Source organism: Candidatus Pantoea multigeneris (genome assembly GCF_011752615.1).
GTDB classification, from domain to species: Bacteria; Pseudomonadota; Gammaproteobacteria; order Enterobacterales; family Enterobacteriaceae; genus Pantoea; species Pantoea multigeneris.
This window is the reverse complement of record NZ_VWXF01000004.1, coordinates 264,218-282,369: the sequence shown is the minus strand read 5'-3', so window position 1 is coordinate 282,369 and position 18,152 is coordinate 264,218. Positions and strand designations below refer to the sequence as shown.

The following is an 18,152-nucleotide window of genomic DNA, read 5'->3' as shown; positions in this document are numbered from 1 at the left end:
TTGCCAGGCGGACTGCATGGTATTGAAAAAAATAATATCTCACCCCTACAGGAATACCTTATGAAAACCAGAAATCTGATGATTTTGCTCTGTTCGCTGCTGCTTAGCTTGAGTGTGAGTGCCAAGACCTTCACCGTGGGTGTCGCACTGGCGAACTTTGATCTTAACTTTGTCTCTATTCTCCGTACCCAGATGGAGAAGGAGTTAAAAGACAACCAGCTCAACAGCCAGTTTGTTGATGCCAAGGGGGACGTTGCCGTTCAGGTTCAGCAAATAGACGATTTTATTAATCAGGGTGTGGATGCAATTATCCTCAACCCGGTGGATACCCAGGGTGTTCAGCCGATGATTGCTGCGGCAAAAAATGCCGGTATCCCGCTGGTGTTCGTGAACCGTAAACCTGAGGTGAAACTGCCAGAAAATATGGCGTATGTCGGCTCTGATTCTGCGCTGGGTGGTCAAATGCAGATGGAAGCCCTGGCGAAGAAAATGAATTACAAAGGTAATGTCGCGATTTTAATGGGAGCGCTGTCAAATGAGGAAGCCCGTGAACGTACCAAAGCGGTAGAGGCGGTTATCGCTAAGTATAAAGACATGAAAGTGATCGAAAAACAGAGCGCCAAATGGCAGCGCAACGAGGCGGTGGACGTGGTCTCTAGCTGGCTGTTGAATCAGCGCCCGATTGATGCGATTGCGGCCAATAATGATGAAATGGCGATCGGGGCCATCATGGCATTAAACCAGGCGAAGAATGAGAAGGTTCTTGTGGCAGGTATCGACGGCACGCCAGATGGTCAGCAGTTTGTGAAAAACGGCAAAATGACGCTAACCATTTTCCAGGATGCCAAAGGGCAGGCGACCGGGGCCGTGCAGGTGGTTAAGGACTTACTGGAGAAGAAAAAAGTGGAAACCTATAACTGGGTGCCTTATCAGACCATTACGCCAGAAAACTACACGCAGTTTGCGGCGAAAAATTAACAGCGCGTGCCTGGATGATAAAAACCCCCACTGCTGTGGGGGTTTTCTTTAGTCACGGCTGTGACTCTTCAGCATGACCTGCCCAGGGCTTCGCATGCGTGGCTGCTCGGGCTTTCGCAACGTCCTGCTCCGAAACCGCTGTGGCAGCATTACCCCAGCTATTGCGAATATAGGTCATTACATCAGCAACATTGCTGTCAGACAGCTTCCAGTCAAAGGCCGGCATCCCCGCAGCAGTCGGGTTAGCATGGGTTAACGGCCCTTCGCTGCCGTTAAGCACGACATTTAACAGGCTGGCTGGGTCTGGCGCATTGACCTGACTGTTTCCGGCGAGGGTCGGGATCATCTGGCGGATGCCTGAACCGTCTGAAACATGGCAGGCGCTACACTGTGATTCAAAGACCTTTTTACCCACCATCATCGGCTCGCTGGTGCTGGCGACGGCGGCTGGAACCGGCGTAGTCGACGCAGGCAGTGATTTGAGATAGCTGGCGATAGCGTGCAGATCGGCATCTGTCATGTATTGCGTCGAGTTCTCAATCGCCTCGGTCATCGGGCCAGAGGAGGCCGTTTCACGGTTGGTGCCAGAACGCAGATAGCTGACGACATCTTCATTACTCCACTTACCCAGACCCGTGTGTGGATTTGAGGTGAGATCTGGCGCATTCCAGCCCTGCAACGCACCACCCTGCAAGTAAGCGGAAGAGTCACCACCCAGCAGGTTCTTCGGCGTGTGGCATGAGGCGCAGTGACCTGGACCATCAACCAGATAAGCCCCACGATTGATCTCCGCCGTGGATAATTCCTGCGGCTGGAACACTTGATCGTGGAAGAACATCAGGTTCCAGCCTGCCAGCGTCCAGCGCTGGTTGAACGGGAACGGCAGCTGGTTTTCAACCACCTTATTCTTCACCGGGGCAATGGTGCGGATATAGGCCCAAAGATCGGCCAGATCCTGATCGGTCAGTTTGGCATAGGCATTGTAAGGCATGGCCGCATACAGATAACCGTGCGAGCCAACCCCATGGCGCACCGCGCGATCAAACTGCTCCTGATCCCAACCGCCAATCCCGGTCTCTTTGTCCGACGTAATGTTGGAGGACAAAATGTCACCAAACGGCGTATGTAAGGTATAGCCGCCGGCAAACGGTTTGCCGCCTTCCTGCGTGTGGCAGGCCGTACAGTCCGACAGACGGGCAACATATTCGCCCCGTTTAATTTGATCGGCTGAAGCCGTGTCAGCCACCTTAATGGACTGCGGATAGCTTTTGTGTAATCCGTACTCGACCAGCGCGGTGTAACCGAGGGCACCGGCCACCACTACCGCGCCAACCGCCAGAGCAGCGCTACGTAATTTAATCGCCATTTTTTTCTCCTCAGCTCACCATTGGACCTGGATTTTTCAGGTAGGTATTCACGATGGCGTGAGCCGTCCACAACGTCAGCGCGCTCAAGGTAATCGTCGGGTTATAACCGCCATTATTTGGGAACGATGAGGCACCCATGACAAACAGGTTGTGGGCATCCCAGTGTTGCTGATAGCGGTTCAACACGGACGTGGCAGGATCTTTACCCATTACGGCACCACCAATGGTGTGCGAGCTGTCGTAGGCGCGGAACGGAGAGTTATGTTTATCCGGGAAAGACTCAGTCTCCCACGAGGTCGCGCCAGATACCTTCGCAATATCTTCGATGCGATCGCGGATATAGCGCGCCATCAGGCGATCGTTCTCGTTGTAGTCAAAGGTCAGGCGCAATAATGGCTGGCCATTCTCGTCGCTGTAGTTAGGGTCAAGGGACAGATAGGAGTCACGGTGGGAGTAAGATGTTCCCTGGCCCTGGATCTTGGCGTAGTTCTGGTAGCTCTTCTGGAAGGTTTTTTTCCATTCTGAACCCCACATTTTGCTGCCAGGTGGCAGGCGATCGGTCATGCCCAATGGCGTTCCCTGATCGGACAGCGCCTGAATGCCAGCACCGCCCAGGAAGCCAAGGCCGGTGTGATCAAAGTTATCGCCGTTGAAATCATCAATCTGGGTGGAGAGCGCGCCGGTAGAAATGAACGGGTTCATCTGTTCATTTTCATAGTAGAGGTAGCCCATGGACATGGTCTGGTAGTTATAGGCGCGTCCCAGCGTCCCTTTACCGGTTGCGTGATCATACGCTTTACCAATTTTGGAGAGCAGCAGCAGACGGACGTTGTCCAACTGGTAAGCGGTGAGACAGACAATATCTGCCGGTTGGAAACCGGTATTGCCATCGGAATCCAGGAAGGTCACACCCGTGACGGTTTTACCGTCTTCAGCTTTATCGATATGCAATGCGGTGCATTCAGTCAGCAGGGTAAAATTGGTGCGATCCATCAGTGCCGGAACTACGCAGATGTTAGGTGATGATTTGGACCAGTTACCACAGCCGTAAAAACCGCAATAGCCACAGTAGGTGCAGGGGGCTAAATTAATTCCCAGTGGGTTGGTGTAGGCTGCGCCAATGGTGCCAGCCGGGATCGGGAAGGGGTGGTAACCCATTTTTTCGGTGATCTGGTGGAATTTGTCGTTCCAGTGGGAGCGAATTAACGGCGGTGTGGGGTATTCGCTGGTGCGGCTTCCTTCAAAGGGGTTTCCGCCATCTTGTTTCTCACCGTTGAGCACGCCTGCTTTACCTGAAATACCGGCAATTTTTTCGATGCGATCATAGAACGGTTCAAGATCCTGATACGTGACGCCCCAGTCCTGAACAATCAGACCGTCTGCCAGTTTCATGTTGTGATAGCGTTCGCGCAGGCGGGTTTCCATTTCGAAATCTGAAGGGTTAAAGCGCCAGGCGTTTGCAGCCCAGTGCTTGCCCGCGCCACCGACGCTGTAGCCCATCTGGAAGGCGTTCCAGTCTCGTGCCGGCAACGCCTTTTGGCTGCTGTCGTTACGGAAGGTCAACGTTTCCACGCGGGTGGGCTTGAGGATTTCGCGGCGTACACCGTAGCGTAATTCATCGGCAGCAATCGCCGGGGAAAAGTTAGTTTGGGTTTGTTCCCACGGGCCGCGTTCAATGGCAACCACGTTTAATCCTGCTCGGGTCAGTTCTTCAGCCATGAGTGAACCGGCCCAGCCGAGGCCGATAATAACGGCATCCGCTTTTGGTCTGGTGTAATTCATAATATTCTTCTTATTAAGCTTTCAGGAGTTGAATAATGCTGATAGGTTCAATATTAAGTTTCTGTCCCTTGAGCGGGGCGTAATCGCGATAATCATACCGCGCGCCAGGGAAACCAATCATGCGCCAACCCACCATATTACGATTGCCACCGTAAACAGGATCGGCGAGGAAGCCTTCCTGAACATTCGTTAAGAACTGACTAAATAGTTCTTTTCCTGAAATTGAAGGATAACTGAAGTTATTTGCTTCCATTTGTTCGAGGTAATGATCTTTCGCTGCATCATCGAGGTCGGTGAAAGATTTACCGGTCAGGCTCTTACAATGCGTATCCAGTTCGCTCAACCCGTGGCGATAAATTTCAGCCGGTGTTAAAGGAGACTGGTTACCTTGAGAATCCGTTCCTTTTTCAAATGGCCCGGTATTGTAGCGCCAACTGGCTTTGCCATAGCTACCAGCCAGTTGGTTATCAATGAAGACCACACAACCCGCCTGAGAGGCGCTAATACTCAATTCATCTGCTGGGATCAGGCGATCAAAAATAGCCGTGACTAGTTCATATTCACGCTGGTTGAGGTACATTTTTTTTGTAGGATCGGCCGGGGTAGGCGGCAGTGTTTCTTTTGCTCGCCATAGCTTGCCACCGTTATAAATTTTCTCTGCCGCCCCTGCCGGTTTAAATACCGATGCGGCTGTCCCTGTTGTTGCCAGAACCAAACCTGCTTTAATGAAACTACGACGTTCCATACGATGCTCCATTGAATAAGAGTCACCGACTACATGGAAACAGCCTCGCTTAAATAAAATTCAGGCGAAGTAATCCACTAGACAGTGTTAATTATGAGTTTTTTAATCTGGAGTGAGCTGCTATTACTGGGGTGTGAAATATTCTCCTTATATTAAGGCTCGCCATTGGAAACAATGGCGAGCAGGACGTCAAATTTTAATATGCGACTTCCTGGCGTGTAACTCACCGTTTTTCCATCGCTGGTCAGCGCCCGGTTTATTATCGAGCAACCGGCTGAGCGCTTCGCTAATTTGTAAGTCAGCGCGTTGATTCCAACTGGTCAGATTCCAGGTTGAGGTACGTGCTTCATCAATATCATCAAAGCCAACAACACCAATATGTAACTGTGGGTCAAAATCACGTATTGCTTGCATGGCACCAAACGCCAGTACATCGTTTTCACAAAACAGCGCATCGATGCGTTGAGACGCCGGAGTCGTGCGCAGATACTGCAACATCTCTTCATATCCACGATCGCGGTCGTAGCTTCCGGCGACTAAAACGGTATCAAGCTGCTGACCACCTTCTTCTAATCCCGTCGCGTAGCCTTCCATGCGCATCAGATGGCTGGATGAGGTATCCGGTCCTTTCATGTAGCCATAGCGCTGATATTTTTGCTCCATCAACAGCTGGCTTAAACGCTTGCCTGCGGCAAATCCATCTATATTCACGACTTCAACATCTGCGGCGTTGGTATTTCGGAACACATGGACTGCCCTGATGTGATGAAGCGATTTCGTAATGGTCAAAAACTCTTCACTTACAATGGTGGCAAAATAAATCAGCCCATCCACCTGCAACTGACTGGCCATCTGTAATACCGAATCATAATTCTCAGCGGATTCAATGTTCAGCAACATTGACATGTACCCACGCTGGTTTAGCTGCTGTGTAGCCTCTTTTAACATTCTCAGGGTATGCGGATTACTGAATTCATCGGCCACGATCCCCACGATGTTGGTTTTGCTCTGTTTCAGGCCTCGTGCCAGCAGGTTGGGTCTGAAGCCCAGTTCATTTGCGGCGGCCATCACTTTTTCTCGTGCTTCAGGCGAAATAGAGGCGCCTGGTTTAAATGCACGCAGCACGGTCCATTTGGAGACTTCAGCAATACGTGCAACATCATCAGCTGTGGCTTTTTGTGGTTTTTTTTCGTCGTTATTCGTCATGAGCACATTACGCTGTGTAGGGAGACATCGAACCCCACAGCATAAAGCAGTCACTGCATATCCCCAAATCTGAAACCGTCGGTGTGGTCACAAATCATTCCCACAGCAACTGTGCTGATACCAGATGTTGCGATTATGTTTAGTGATGCCAACGTTGGCAATCACTTTTGCCAACGTTGGCAAAGATATCATGAGGAAGAATTAAGCAGGGGAGGGATATTTTTTGATTTAAATCAACAAATTGGTAATCCCTTCGGTTGATGTGTGCTAATTGTTACCAAATGTGACTCTCCGGGTAACAAAGAAGAAAAAGTCAGTCGTGATGGCGTTTTTGGCTAAAAATCAGCCCGGACAGTGCTGCCCGGGCTGATAGCGGCGTTAAATTCAATCAGTGGCGCGGAATATCGTAGGACGAGGCGTTCTGTGTCACCGTGGTCTCAGGTAACTCAGCTTCAACATTGAACTTTTCCAGCACCAGACCATGAATCTTCTCTAGTGAAACACCTGCGGTCTCCGGCAAATAGCGGAAGGTGAAGAAGTACATGCCCAGTGAGAAGATGGCGAACAACAGCAGCGGGAAACCACCGTGGAACACTTCCAGCAGGAAGGCATTGCTGTTGAGCAGCGGGAAGGTGGTGCTGATGATAAAGTTCGCCATCGACATGGCGCAGATTGAAATACCGACACATATTGAGCGAATTTCGGTTGGGAACAGTTCACCCAATACGGTCCAGACCAGTTGTCCCCAGCTGATACCGAAGAACACCATGTAGGCGAACAGACCGATTACCGCTAAAACGCCAGGCAGGTGATAGTAGAACGCAAAGAACGAGTAGGTTAAAAACAGACTAGAGGTTAATGCGCCAATCAGCAGCAGCTTACGGCGGCCAATTTTATCCACAATCGACATGCCGATCAGCACGCCAGCGAACTGACAAACCGACAACCAGAATGTCTGAATCAGGGCTGAATCTACGCTGCCAGTAACATTTTTCAGCAGTGAAGGACCAAAATACTGAATCACGTTAATACCGCTGATTTGGTTACCTACTGCCAGCCCAATTCCAAGTACCAACAAAGGAATTGTGGTTTTATTCAGGCTGAAGCTTTTCTTTGGTCCTGAATTACTGGTTTGGAAAGATCCTTTGATTTCGTTAAATACCACCTCGGCGTGGGTGCTATTAGAAATCTTCGCCAGGGTTTTCATCGCCTCTTTATAGCGACCTTTTAAGACATCCCATCTTGGCGATTCGGGAATAAACGCAATCAGTAGCATGAACAGTGCGCAAGGGATCAGCGCGGTGGCAAGGATGTAACGCCAGCCCATGGCGACCATTGCTTCCGGGAGCAAAGATTTGGTAATAAAATAGTTGGTCAGTAAAACCACTGACTGCCCGCCCACACAGCATACAGAGTAGAGCGCAGTTGTTCTCCCACGGTACTTGGACGGGGAAAGCTCAGCCAGATAGATCGGTGAAATCACCGATGCCAACCCAATCGCCAGCCCGCCAATGATGCGGAAGATAACAAAGGTGGTGAAGTTGTGCGCCAACGCGGTGCCAAGCACGGAGATGGTAAATAGCAGTGCCGTAATGGCGAGGGAGCGTTTACGGCCGAATTTATCGCTAAGGCGAGGTGCAATAAAACACCCGACCAGACTGCCGAGCAAAATATTGGCGACAGCCCATCCTGTTTCAGCGGGGGATAAAAGAAAATACTCACTGAGTGGCTCAATGGCGCCAGAGATGATCGATGAGTCGTAACCCATTAATAATCCGCCAAATGCTGCGACGGTACAGCATAACATTACATACTTCAGGTTATACCGGTTTTGCCTGTTTTCCATAGAATATCCTTACCTCTAATACACAGACATTACCTGTCCAGTAAGAGGAGTGGTGTAGGGACAGCGGTTAGGGGTATTCGCAGTTGAACGCTTAAATGGAATATACTTTCTAAAATTAAATATTTGGATTTTATGATTCAAAAGTGTGACGTAAGTTGCGTATTTTTTCGAACCTGCAAAATGAATGATCATGTAATATTCTGATTATAAAGAATAATTTATATCATCCTAATACAACTCTGAGAATTCAGATTACATGCATCTTATTTTTGGAATATAAATTTCATTTTAGTGTGATGATGTAGCGGATTAACCAGCAACCCGGTTTGTCTGCTGGTGGGCGATCATCGGGCAAGGCATTCCATGCTCTTCTTTATGAGAGCCGTAACGACAAAAGTGGATTGTGTGTCCAAAGGCGGCGGATTGTTGTTTAAATGTTAAGTAATGGTTGTGATTTAAAGTGAATTACTTAAGTGATCCTTAAATGTTTTTTCTGCGCTCCCCTGGAGAATTAGCAGGCGAGTAGTCTCTTTCTGCAATAGTAACGTGTGGTATTACCTGCCTGTTTATGGCTTATTAAAAATAGGGATAATGCATAGTTCACAGATAGATATAGGTTTTTCTTATCAAATTCTGTGGGATTATTTACGTATGTATATAAAACTTTAGCTTTTATTGCATTTATCGTCACGATTAAAATGATTAATAAAAAATGTCCTTTTTTCTTAACGAAATCTTCTTATAGCTGATGTAACTTTAAATCTGTTTATCTATTTTTGATTGAGGTGTCTCATGCTGATTAAACTGAAGCGTACCCGCACCCATAGCGAGGACAGGAATCTTGCTATCTGGCTGGCTACTGCGGCGGGGATGCTAAATGCTATTGCACTGGGGGCGTTTGGATTCTTCCCTTCACACATGACCGGTAATACGTCACAACTTTCCAACGAGCTCTCTAACGTTGACCTTCGCAACATGCTCTTTCTCGGCACCACGCTGCTGGCCTTTGTCGGCGGGGCGATCACGGCGCGGATCGCGGTCATTAGCGGTCTGGCTAATGGAAACCGTATCATTTTTTGCCAGGTCTTACTGATTGAGGGATTTGCTCTGGTGGCACTCTCCTTATTTGAGCTGTTTTATTATTCCCCTGGCAATAACAGGGAGATTATTGTTCTGTTGGGCTTTTTAATGGGATTACATAACTCAACCTCTACCCAGCTTTCGAGTGGCCGCGTACGCTCAACCCACATTACCGGCACCCTCACTGATGCCGGGATTGCGTTAGCCTCGCTGTTCGCGGCAATGATCAGACGCGATCACTCTAAGGAAGTGGTAGCCCAGAGAAAACAGTTCCTGACCCACATCATCACCATTCTCTCGTTCCTGCTAGGCGGTGTGGCGGGGTTGATGTTGTTTAACCGTTTCGGCTTTATGGCAATGTGTGCTATTGGGGCGTTGATTATTTGCCTGTCGCTGGCCTCGATGATCACCACTGTGGTGCGGGTTAATCGTATCGCCAGCCCCTTATAAATGAGCAGCCCAGGTCACTGGGCTGTTCGTCTGTCAATTCATCACCCTTTGGACCTTCTTCTCTTTCAGCGTGGCATAACAAAAAACCAGTGTGAACAGCACGGCATACAGCACCACAATGGTGGGGCCGGGCGCGCTATCGATGAAAAATGAGAGATAAACACCGGCAAAACCGGTAACACTTGCAATCAACATGGCGACTAGCATCACCTGCCAAAAACGCCGCGCCAACAGCAGGGCGATGGCCCCAGGTGCAATGAGCATTGAAACTGACAAAATCACACCTACTGCTTTCAAGGCGGCGACAATGGTCAGCGCAATCAGGCACAACAATCCGTAATGCATCAGTTTGCCATTGATGCCACAAGCGATAGCGTGTTGCGGATCAAAGGCATACAACAGTAAATCGCGCCATTTCACCCCAATCACCATGCAAACCAGCAGCGCAATCAACAGGGTCTGCACAATATCAGCCAGGGCAATTCCCAGCATGTCGCCAAACAGGATATGGTCGAGATGGACTTCCGGCTGTAATTTCAGGTACAGCACTAAACCCGCGCCAAACATGCCTGAAAAGACAATCCCCATCACCGTATCGGGCTTAATCCGGCTATTGTCACTGACATAGCCCGTGGCAACTGCGCAGAACATCCCGGCAACAAACGCCCCGATCGCGTAGGGCAGCCCCAACAACCAGGACAACACGATCCCAGGAAATACCGCGTGACTCATTGCGTCGCCCAGCAGTGACCACCCTTTTAGCACTAAAAAAGCGGAAAGCATGGCGCAAGGCAGGGATAACGCCAGCGTCACCATAAACGCCAAATTCATAAATTCGAACTGGAAAGGCGCGAGTAACTCATTCATGGCGTACCTCCTGCACTTTCTGTGCGCGACGACGCGCAGCCAGAACACCGTGTTTTGGGGCAAATAAGAACGCAGATAAAAAGACCAATGTCTGGGCCACCACAATGATGCCGCCCGTTGCACCGTCAAGATAATAGCTGCCCCATGCGCCTAAAAAGCTGGTAATACTGCCAATTGCCACCGCTATCAGTAACAAACGCGGAAACCGGTCAGTGAGGAGATAAGCCGTGGCTCCCGGCGTGACGAGTAGACAGATCACCATAAAAGCCCCCACGGTCTGTAACGCCGCCACGGCCGCTGCCGCGAGAAGGGAAAAAAACAGAATTTTAAGTCGCGTCGTGTTCAGGCCAAGGGTTCTGGCGTGGCTTTCATCGAAAAAAGTCACCATCAGATCGCGCCACTTCAACAGCAGAAGAGTCAACGTCACCGCACCAATAATGCCAAGCTGCCAGATATCTGCGGGTGCCACCGCAAGAATATTACCCAGGACAATGGTTTGAACATTGATCGCCGTAGGGTTGAGTGAGACCAGAAACAGGCCAATACCAAAGAATGAAGAGAAAATCAGACCTATTATCGCATCCTCTTTCAGGCGCGTACGTTGGTTGAGAAACAACATGCTGGCCGCCGCCAGCCCACCCGAGAGGAAAGCACCGAGTGAGAAGGGCAACCCCAGCATCGCGGCACCCGCTACGCCCGGAACAATGGAGTGGGATAAAGCATCCCCCATCAACGACCAGCCTTTCAGCATCAGGAAGCAGGAAAGAAAGGCGCAGAGGGTGCCTACCATGGCCGCGATCCACATGGCATTGAGCATGTATTGATAACTGAATGGCTCAAGAATCCAGGACATGATGGGCCTCACTGCGCTTAACCCTATGCTGAGAGGTTGGGTGGGCTGCGTTGCGAGTACCTTCAAAGGCCCTGGCCAGATTTGCCGCCGTATAGGCTTCTTCGAGTGTGCCGCTGGCTAACACCGTATTTCTAACCAGTACGCAGCGGTCGCAATAATCCGGGATAGCATTCAGGTCATGGGTGGAAACCAACATTGTGCGTCCTTCCTCGCGCATTTCCTGTAAAAGCTGGCGGATGGCGGTCTCCGTCTGGATGTCAACGCCGGTAAAGGGCTCATCCAGCAAAATCACCTCGCCACTCTGTGCTATCGCCCGGGCAAGAAAAACCCGTTTTTTTTGCCCACCGGAGAGTTCACCAATTTGGCGGTGGCGGAATTCACTCATCCCCACGCGGGCTAATGCCTCATCAACCCGTTTTTTATCTTCGGCTCGCGGTATTCGTAGCATCCCCATGTAGCCATAACGGCCCATCATCACCACATCTTCGACCAGAACCGGAAAGCTCCAGTCCACCTCTTCCGCTTGCGGCACGTAAGAAACTTTGTTCTGTTTAAGAGCCTGGCGTATCGGCTCACCGCTGAGATGTACTTCGCCGGTCGTCAGCGGCACGAATCCCATGATCGCCTTAAACAAGGTGGACTTACCGGAGCCATTGACCCCAATCAGTGCTGTAATGCTGCCTGCTGGCAGGGAAAATGTTGCCTGTCGCAACGCCGTATGGCCGTTGCGATAGGTCACGCTGAGGTCGTTCACGCTTAAAGGAAACGTACTCATGGCTTAACCCCCGCTTCAATGCCCCGAATCACGGTTTCCGTGGTGACGCGCAGCAAATCAAGATAGGTCGGAACCGGGCCATCTGGCGCGCTCAAGGAGTCGACATACAAGACGCCACCATAATGAATTCCCGCTTCACGGGCCACCTGCTGAGCAGGTTTGGCTGAGATGGTGCTCTCACTGAAGATGGTCGGGATATGGTTGGCTTTCACCGCATCAATCACTTTGCGCACCTGTTGTGGTGTGCCTTGCTGATCGGCATTAATTGGCCAAAGGTATAATTCGTGCAGGGAGAAATCCCGGGCCAGATAGGAAAAAGCCCCTTCACTGGTGACCAGCCAGCGTTGCTGCGGGGGTAACTTATCCATTGCGGCGCGAATCGGCGCCAGGGCTTGTTGAATCTGTGCTTTATAACGCTCCGCGTTTGCCTGATAGATGGCGGCGTTTCGCGCATCATACTTTTGTAGCGCATCACGAATGTTATCGATGTAGATCAGCGCATTTTCAGGGGACATCCAGGCGTGTGGATTCGGCTTGCCGTTGTAGGGGCCGGCATTAATGCCCATGGGTTCAATGCCACGCGTCACCACCACTTCCGGGACACCTTTAAGGCGTTGATAAAAACGGCTAAACCACAGTTCGAGATTAAAACCGTTCACCAGAATCAGATCTGCCCCCTGTGCCCGTCGAATATCCCCTGGCGTGGGTTGGTATTCATGGATCTCCGCGCCAGGTTTGGTGATTGACGTCACCTCGGCGGCATCTCCGGCAACGTTTTTCGCCATATCTGCGATCACGGTGAAGGTGGTGACAACCTTGAATTTTTCAGTTGTAGCACTAGCGGGCAAGGAAGTAGACAGCAAAAAACTCAACAAAAGGCTGAATATTACGCGGGTAGGGAACATGGTGGACTCCAGGTTATAGCACTTGCTATACAATATAGCAGTTGCTAATTAAGAGTCTCTTTTTTACACAGGTTTTGTCTGGATATTACAAAATTTTACACAGCTAGCGGAAAGGATCGCGGTATGCGTGGACACAGGGTCTGGCAGTATCTGTGATGAGAACGGGCATCGATTAAATCTAAAGAACTGTCCAGAGATGCTGTTACATTTATCCCCCCCCTGACACTAAGGCATGAGTGTCAGGTTTTTATGCGTATATGACGTGCTTTCTCTGCCTAACCCCCTCAAAAGTGAAAATGTCGCCTGTTTTTCGCACCTCACCAGAATGAGAAGGATTATTAATCTCATTCTTTTTTACATTTGGTCATAGATGTGTAAGATTGCATTTCGAAATCCTTACACATTGCGGCGAGTGCTGTGTTGCACCGCATCCGTCGACAGATAATCCTTTGCTTAATGGAATAACGTATGTTTCGCATCAATCTTCTGACCGCCTCGCTACTAGTGACACTGTCACCTTATCTGCAAGCGGAAGACCAGCAGCCACTGGTGGTCACCGCCACGGGATTCGCACAAAAAATTCAGGATGCTCCGGCATCGATTTCAGTGATTACTCAACAGCAGATTGCAGACAAAGCCTATCGTGACGTGACGGACGCACTCAAAGATGTGCCGGGCGTAGTGGTAACAGGCGGTGCCAGCAGTAGCGATATCAGCATTCGTGGTATGGCGTCGAAATACACCTTATTCCTGATTAACGGCAAACGGGTGAACACCCGCAGTACGCGACCCAACAGCGATAACGCCGGAATAGAACAAGGATGGATGCCGCCACTGGAGTCCATCGAACGGATCGAGGTGATCCGTGGCCCGATGTCGTCGCTGTATGGATCTGATGCCATGGGTGGCGTGATTAACATCATCACCAAAAAAATCTCGAATACCAGGCAGTGGGTAGGGTCGCTACATGCGGATGCCACGATTCAGGAGCACCGTGACTCCGGTGACCTGTACCAGACCAATGCTTATGCCTCTGGACCATTGATTGATAACCTTCTGGGAATGAAGGTCACTGGGCTATTTTCACGTCGTGCAGAAGACAAAATCATCTCCGGGTACAACGAGCAGCGTATGCGTAACGGTGCGGTGGCTTTCAACCTGACGCCCGATGATAAAAATGATTTTGATCTGGAGTTCTCCCGCGAATTACAGGACAGAAAGAGCACTCCGGGTAAATCCTCAGAGAGTGAAGTTTGCCGCAACGGCACTTGTTCGCCCAATACGCTGACGGATACTCGATATGAACACAATACTTACTCTTTGACGCATAACGGCTATTACGAAGCGTTAAATACCACCAGCTATATAGAACATGAAATGACCAATAACCCGGTACGCGACATGCGTGCCGAAAACACCACGCTGAACACGCAAAACCAGCTGTTCCTTGGCGATCATACTTTGACCCTCGGTGGTCAATATCTGTATGAAAAGCTGGTGGACAATGGCAACCAGCTGGAAGCCGCGAAAGACCTGAATAAACTCACGCGCTGGAGCTGGGCACTGTTTGCGGAAGATCTCTGGCAGCTCACCCCAGATTTTGCCTTCACCACCGGGCTACGCATGGATCGTGACCAGAATTACGGCAGCAACTGGACACCGCGTGGCTATGGCGTTTGGCATTTGGCTGAACACTGGACGTTAAAAGGCGGCGTGTCTGCTGGCTATCGCGCCCCGGATTTGCGTCAATCCAGCGCCAGTTGGGGACAGGTCACCGGCGGTGGGCGTCAGAACGGCATTATTGTGGGTAATCCCGATCTGAAACCAGAAAAAAGCCTGAGCCAGGAAATTGCCCTGATATGGGATAACAATCAGGATCTGAATGCCGGTATTACACTGTTCAACACGGAGTATAAAAATAAGATCACCGAAGTGCGCCGTTGCAACAGCAGTGCCGATCCACTCTGCCAGATTGGCGGGCAGCGTTACGACTTTATCAGCGATCGAATGAACGTCGATAAAGCCAACACGCGTGGCGTTGAGTCTACCTTTGGCTGGAAAATTACGCCTGACCTCAACTGGACCGCTAACCATACCTTTACCCAGTCCGAGCAAAAAAGCGGCCCCTTCGCCGGTAAGCCATTGAATGAGATGCCTAAGCACATGTTCAATACCACGCTTGACTGGCAGGCCACGCAAGATCTGGGCGTGTGGACGCGGCTCAATTTCCGCAGCCGCACTTCGGAGTATCTGAGCCGCACGTCAATGGCAGAGGGCGTGCCTTCATACAGTATGCTGGATGCGGGTGTTCGATATAACGCCACCAAGGCGCTGATGCTCTCAGCGGGCGTATATAACCTGCTAGACAAACGGATTGACTACACAAGTTACAGCACCGTATTAGACGGGCGACGCTATACGGTTGGAATGACGTATAACTTCTGATAGCAGCACTAAAACCCGTTTGATCTCAATTCGTTGAGCTACGCTAACCGCCGCCTGCGCAAATGACCCATCAGGCGGCGGTTAGCGTGGCAAACACGGTTTTTAAAGCCAAAAACGTGATGTTCCGCTAAATAAGAACATATTTTTTAGACCGCAGGCTCCCCGTCTGTGGTAGAAACCTTTACATGGTCTACACTAATCCCATCTCAATACATCCTTTTGCCTTGAAAACCCTGGCTTTGAGTGCCTGAATCATCGACCAGCGTCTAAACTGATTACCCAAAAAAACAATGATTGTTATAACACACGGTGCTTAGCTGGATTGCCAGTAAGTCAGTTATTTATTCGGAGAATGGAGCATGATTTTATCTATTATTGTTCCTGTTTTTAATGAAGAGTCCAGTATCCCTCTATTTATTAATGAGGTGCGAAGCCTGTCTGAAATCTATGATCAATTTTCCGTTGAGATAATTTTCATCAATGATGGCAGCACTGACAAAACCGCTGAAGTCATCCGTGAAATAAAACCCCATAATGATACTATTACCCTGATTAATTTTAGCCGGAATTTTGGCAAAGAAGCTGCTTTGTTTGCTGGGCTAGAGTTCTCTTCTGGCGATGCTGTTATCCCTATGGATGTTGATTTGCAGGACCCTGTTTGCATTATCCCTGAAATGATAAAGCTCTGGCAGCAGGGCGCGGATGTGGTCCTCGCAAAGCGGACTGACCGCAGCACTGACGGAGTGATAAAAAAACTCTGCGCCAATAGTTACTATTTTATTTACAACCTACTGACAAGAAATAAAATAGAGAGTAATGCGGGTGACTATCGACTACTGTCCAGGAAAACAGTAGACAGAATTATCAGCTTGCCCGAGAGTTCGCTGTTCATGAAAGGGCTCATGTCGTGGGTGGGGGGGAAGACTGCGGTTGTTGAATACAGCAGGCCAAAAAGAAAAAGTGGGCATTCAAAATTCAACGGTTGGCGGCTCTGGAACTTCGCGCTTGATGGCATCACTTCGTTTTCAACGCTTCCGTTAAGAATATGGACATATATAGGGCTGGCTATCTCCATGCTGTCTTTACTCTATGGCGTGTGGATCATTATCTCAAACTTAACCTGGGGAAATAACGTTCCAGGCTATTCTTCTTTAATGGTTGCCATTCTTTTCCTCGGCGGGGTGCAACTGATAGGAATTGGCGTGATGGGCGAATATATAGGGCGTATTTTTATGGAGTCTAAGCACAGGCCTAAATATATCCTTGAAGAAATACAGGGGTCAAATAAAAAACTAAAAAGTGATGAAAAGCAATGATGAAAGAACCGAACATCCTGGTATCTAAAGATGACTGGAGAGTCATAAGAGTCAATTTGCTGATTGTGATGATGTTTGTCTTGCTGATCGCCTCTCCGATTATCACGGGAAATGCTTACTATGTTGATGATTATTATAGATTATTAAATGGAAGGGTGGATTACTGGTTTTCAAATGGCCGTCCTCTGGCTGTTTTTCTGACATGGATACTGGATTTTTCCACTATAACAACGAATTCAGCACCTTTGCCTTTGCTGATTGGGTTGATTTCCTGTTCCACACTTCTGATTCTGAGCTTTAGAAAATTACCGAACATGCCAGATAGTATGAGTATATTACTCAGCTTATCTGTAATAATCAGCCCTTTTCTGGCTCAGGGGATGTTGTATGCTTTTGATTCTATGGCGATACTGACATCAGCAGGATTAGCTATCTATGCAATTTATGTAATGAACAGGTTAGATATCAGGTCATGTCTGTTTGGTTTTCTGATGATAATCTGCACGTTGAGTCTGTATCAGCCATCGGTTAATTACACTATTATGCTGATACTTATCTTTTTCGTCGTTAACTGTAAAGAAGATGACGCACTGAAACTATTGGTAATGCGTTTTGGCGTGCTTTTGTTAGGGCTGTTTTTTTATAAATTTTTGATCATTCCATTATCAGGCATGGATGCATACAATTTACATCGAGCGGAATCGATACCTTTCAGCTTTGCTGGGCTATATCACTTATATGATAACCTTCTTTCCGCATTTAAAAGTGTAAACCTGGCCTTTTCAGGGTTGATTAAGATCCCCGTCTTTATTTTACTTTTATCAGGAACCATTTCCTGTGTGCTTATCTCAAGGCAGTTAATCAAAGAGAGGAAGTACATTCATAGCTTAATCATGCTGATCAGCCCATGCGTGATACTCATTTTCATTCCTGGATTTCTTCTGCTTTTGGATAATGCCAACTTTGATCCAAGGGTGCTGGGCGCATGCTCCACGGCTATCATTTTCTTTTTTTGTGCCAGCTATTACACGTTTAGTTGGCTCAGGAAGATTTTTGTTTCTTGTATTGTGCTATATATTGTCTTCTCATCAGTATTTATGTGCACGTTATTTCGTGCGGCGGTTAATCAGAGCCGATTTGACGAAGACGTATTAGTCAGCATACGAAACGCACTTTCTCTTTACCCAGAAGGCTCAGTTACAGGTGTGAGTTTTATTGGGGCTTTACCTTACTCTCCGGACATTTTACCTGCCTTACGCCGTTATCCCTACCTGACTAAATATTTCACGCCTGCTCTGATTGAGAATAATGAATTCAGGTATTACGGCCCAGCCAAAAGAATTATGCTTTATGCACATTTATATCCGACCACTCAGGCAATGAGAGATTTCGTGCCCAGTGAAAAGCTGGTCTCTGGATGCATTTACCATCTTTATAAGTATGAAAGTATAGCTGTCGTGAATTTCAAAATGCCAGCCTGTGATATACCACAACAATATGTAAAGCAGGCTCCGCGGGTAAAATAGCCACTTAGACT

14 protein-coding genes are annotated in these 18,152 nt (G+C 48.9%); 5 read left to right on the top strand and 9 right to left on the bottom strand.

Features of this window, described 5'->3' with window-relative positions; genetic code table 11:
• Positions 1-60: 60 nt before the first annotated feature.
• Positions 61-978 carry a substrate-binding domain-containing protein gene (locus F3J40_RS12120; RefSeq protein ID WP_167014931.1) on the top strand — a complete coding sequence of 306 codons (918 nt, stop codon included), beginning with the start codon at positions 61-63 and terminating at the stop codon, positions 976-978.
• A gap of 52 nt (positions 979-1,030) precedes the next feature.
• Here the strand turns inward: F3J40_RS12120 and F3J40_RS12115 are convergent, their stop codons facing one another.
• From F3J40_RS12115 to F3J40_RS12095, 5 genes are all read right to left on the bottom strand, one after another.
• A complete protein-coding gene (locus F3J40_RS12115; RefSeq protein ID WP_167014929.1) occupies positions 1,031-2,344 on the bottom strand; it encodes a c-type cytochrome in 1,314 nt (437 codons plus the stop codon).
• Positions 2,345-2,354: 10 nt separating this feature from the next.
• Positions 2,355-4,127: a GMC family oxidoreductase gene (locus F3J40_RS12110; protein ID WP_167014927.1), complete on the bottom strand. Its 1,773-nt coding sequence runs from the start codon at positions 4,125-4,127 to the stop codon at positions 2,355-2,357.
• A 13-nt stretch (positions 4,128-4,140) separates the two neighbouring features.
• Positions 4,141-4,872: a gluconate 2-dehydrogenase subunit 3 family protein gene (locus tag F3J40_RS12105; RefSeq protein ID WP_167014925.1), complete on the bottom strand. Its 732-nt coding sequence runs from the start codon at positions 4,870-4,872 to the stop codon at positions 4,141-4,143.
• A gap of 189 nt (positions 4,873-5,061) precedes the next feature.
• Complete coding sequence (locus F3J40_RS12100; protein WP_167014923.1) at positions 5,062-6,078, bottom strand: LacI family DNA-binding transcriptional regulator; 1,017 nt, start codon at positions 6,076-6,078, stop codon at positions 5,062-5,064.
• A 388-nt stretch (positions 6,079-6,466) separates the two neighbouring features.
• On the bottom strand, positions 6,467-7,924 hold the full coding sequence (locus F3J40_RS12095; RefSeq protein ID WP_167014921.1) for a sugar porter family MFS transporter: 1,458 nt from the start codon (positions 7,922-7,924) through the stop codon (positions 6,467-6,469).
• Positions 7,925-8,716: 792 nt separating this feature from the next.
• On the opposite strand from F3J40_RS12095, the gene F3J40_RS12090 reads away from it, so the two are divergent.
• Positions 8,717-9,454, top strand: coding sequence for a YoaK family protein (locus F3J40_RS12090; RefSeq protein WP_017346750.1), 738 nt, complete (start codon positions 8,717-8,719; stop codon positions 9,452-9,454).
• 33 nt (positions 9,455-9,487) lie between these two features.
• On the opposite strand, the gene F3J40_RS12085 is transcribed toward F3J40_RS12090, so the two are convergent.
• From F3J40_RS12085 to F3J40_RS12070, 4 genes are read right to left on the bottom strand one after another with little or no spacing between them, the layout of a single operon-like run.
• Positions 9,488-10,321: a metal ABC transporter permease gene (locus F3J40_RS12085; RefSeq protein ID WP_167014919.1), complete on the bottom strand. Its 834-nt coding sequence runs from the start codon at positions 10,319-10,321 to the stop codon at positions 9,488-9,490.
• Positions 10,314-11,174, bottom strand: coding sequence for a metal ABC transporter permease (locus F3J40_RS12080; RefSeq protein WP_167014917.1), 861 nt, complete (start codon positions 11,172-11,174; stop codon positions 10,314-10,316). Before F3J40_RS12080 ends, F3J40_RS12085 begins: the two co-directional genes overlap by 8 nt.
• Complete coding sequence (locus F3J40_RS12075) at positions 11,158-11,949, bottom strand: manganese/iron ABC transporter ATP-binding protein (RefSeq protein ID WP_167014915.1); 792 nt, start codon at positions 11,947-11,949, stop codon at positions 11,158-11,160. The genes F3J40_RS12080 and F3J40_RS12075 overlap by 17 nt, the downstream gene beginning before the upstream one ends.
• Positions 11,946-12,854, bottom strand: a complete 909-nt coding sequence (locus tag F3J40_RS12070) for a metal ABC transporter substrate-binding protein (protein ID WP_167014913.1) — start codon at positions 12,852-12,854, stop codon at positions 11,946-11,948. The genes F3J40_RS12075 and F3J40_RS12070 overlap by 4 nt, the downstream gene beginning before the upstream one ends.
• 468 nt (positions 12,855-13,322) lie before the next feature.
• On the opposite strand from F3J40_RS12070, the gene F3J40_RS12065 reads away from it, so the two are divergent.
• From F3J40_RS12065 to F3J40_RS12055, 3 genes are all read left to right on the top strand, one after another.
• Positions 13,323-15,299: a ligand-gated channel protein gene (locus F3J40_RS12065; protein WP_167014911.1), complete on the top strand. Its 1,977-nt coding sequence runs from the start codon at positions 13,323-13,325 to the stop codon at positions 15,297-15,299.
• Positions 15,300-15,658: 359 nt separating this feature from the next.
• Complete coding sequence (locus F3J40_RS12060) at positions 15,659-16,615, top strand: glycosyltransferase family 2 protein (protein ID WP_167014909.1); 957 nt, start codon at positions 15,659-15,661, stop codon at positions 16,613-16,615.
• A complete protein-coding gene (locus F3J40_RS12055) occupies positions 16,612-18,141 on the top strand; it encodes a glucosyltransferase domain-containing protein (protein WP_167014907.1) in 1,530 nt (509 codons plus the stop codon). The genes F3J40_RS12060 and F3J40_RS12055 overlap by 4 nt, the downstream gene beginning before the upstream one ends.
• Positions 18,142-18,152 lie beyond the last annotated feature (11 nt).

Coding starts and splice junctions, on each gene's coding strand:
- F3J40_RS12120 (WP_167014931.1), top strand. CDS start 61: ATGAAAACCAGAAATCTGATGATTTTGCTCTGTTCGCTGCTGCTTAGC.
- F3J40_RS12115 (WP_167014929.1), bottom strand. CDS start 2,344: ATGGCGATTAAATTACGTAGCGCTGCTCTGGCGGTTGGCGCGGTAGTG.
- F3J40_RS12110 (WP_167014927.1), bottom strand. CDS start 4,127: ATGAATTACACCAGACCAAAAGCGGATGCCGTTATTATCGGCCTCGGC.
- F3J40_RS12105 (WP_167014925.1), bottom strand. CDS start 4,872: ATGGAACGTCGTAGTTTCATTAAAGCAGGTTTGGTTCTGGCAACAACA.
- F3J40_RS12100 (WP_167014923.1), bottom strand. CDS start 6,078: ATGACGAATAACGACGAAAAAAAACCACAAAAAGCCACAGCTGATGAT.
- F3J40_RS12095 (WP_167014921.1), bottom strand. CDS start 7,924: ATGGAAAACAGGCAAAACCGGTATAACCTGAAGTATGTAATGTTATGC.
- F3J40_RS12090 (WP_017346750.1), top strand. CDS start 8,717: ATGCTGATTAAACTGAAGCGTACCCGCACCCATAGCGAGGACAGGAAT.
- F3J40_RS12085 (WP_167014919.1), bottom strand. CDS start 10,321: ATGAATGAGTTACTCGCGCCTTTCCAGTTCGAATTTATGAATTTGGCG.
- F3J40_RS12080 (WP_167014917.1), bottom strand. CDS start 11,174: ATGTCCTGGATTCTTGAGCCATTCAGTTATCAATACATGCTCAATGCC.
- F3J40_RS12075 (WP_167014915.1), bottom strand. CDS start 11,949: ATGAGTACGTTTCCTTTAAGCGTGAACGACCTCAGCGTGACCTATCGC.
- F3J40_RS12070 (WP_167014913.1), bottom strand. CDS start 12,854: ATGTTCCCTACCCGCGTAATATTCAGCCTTTTGTTGAGTTTTTTGCTG.
- F3J40_RS12065 (WP_167014911.1), top strand. CDS start 13,323: ATGTTTCGCATCAATCTTCTGACCGCCTCGCTACTAGTGACACTGTCA.
- F3J40_RS12060 (WP_167014909.1), top strand. CDS start 15,659: ATGATTTTATCTATTATTGTTCCTGTTTTTAATGAAGAGTCCAGTATC.
- F3J40_RS12055 (WP_167014907.1), top strand. CDS start 16,612: ATGATGAAAGAACCGAACATCCTGGTATCTAAAGATGACTGGAGAGTC.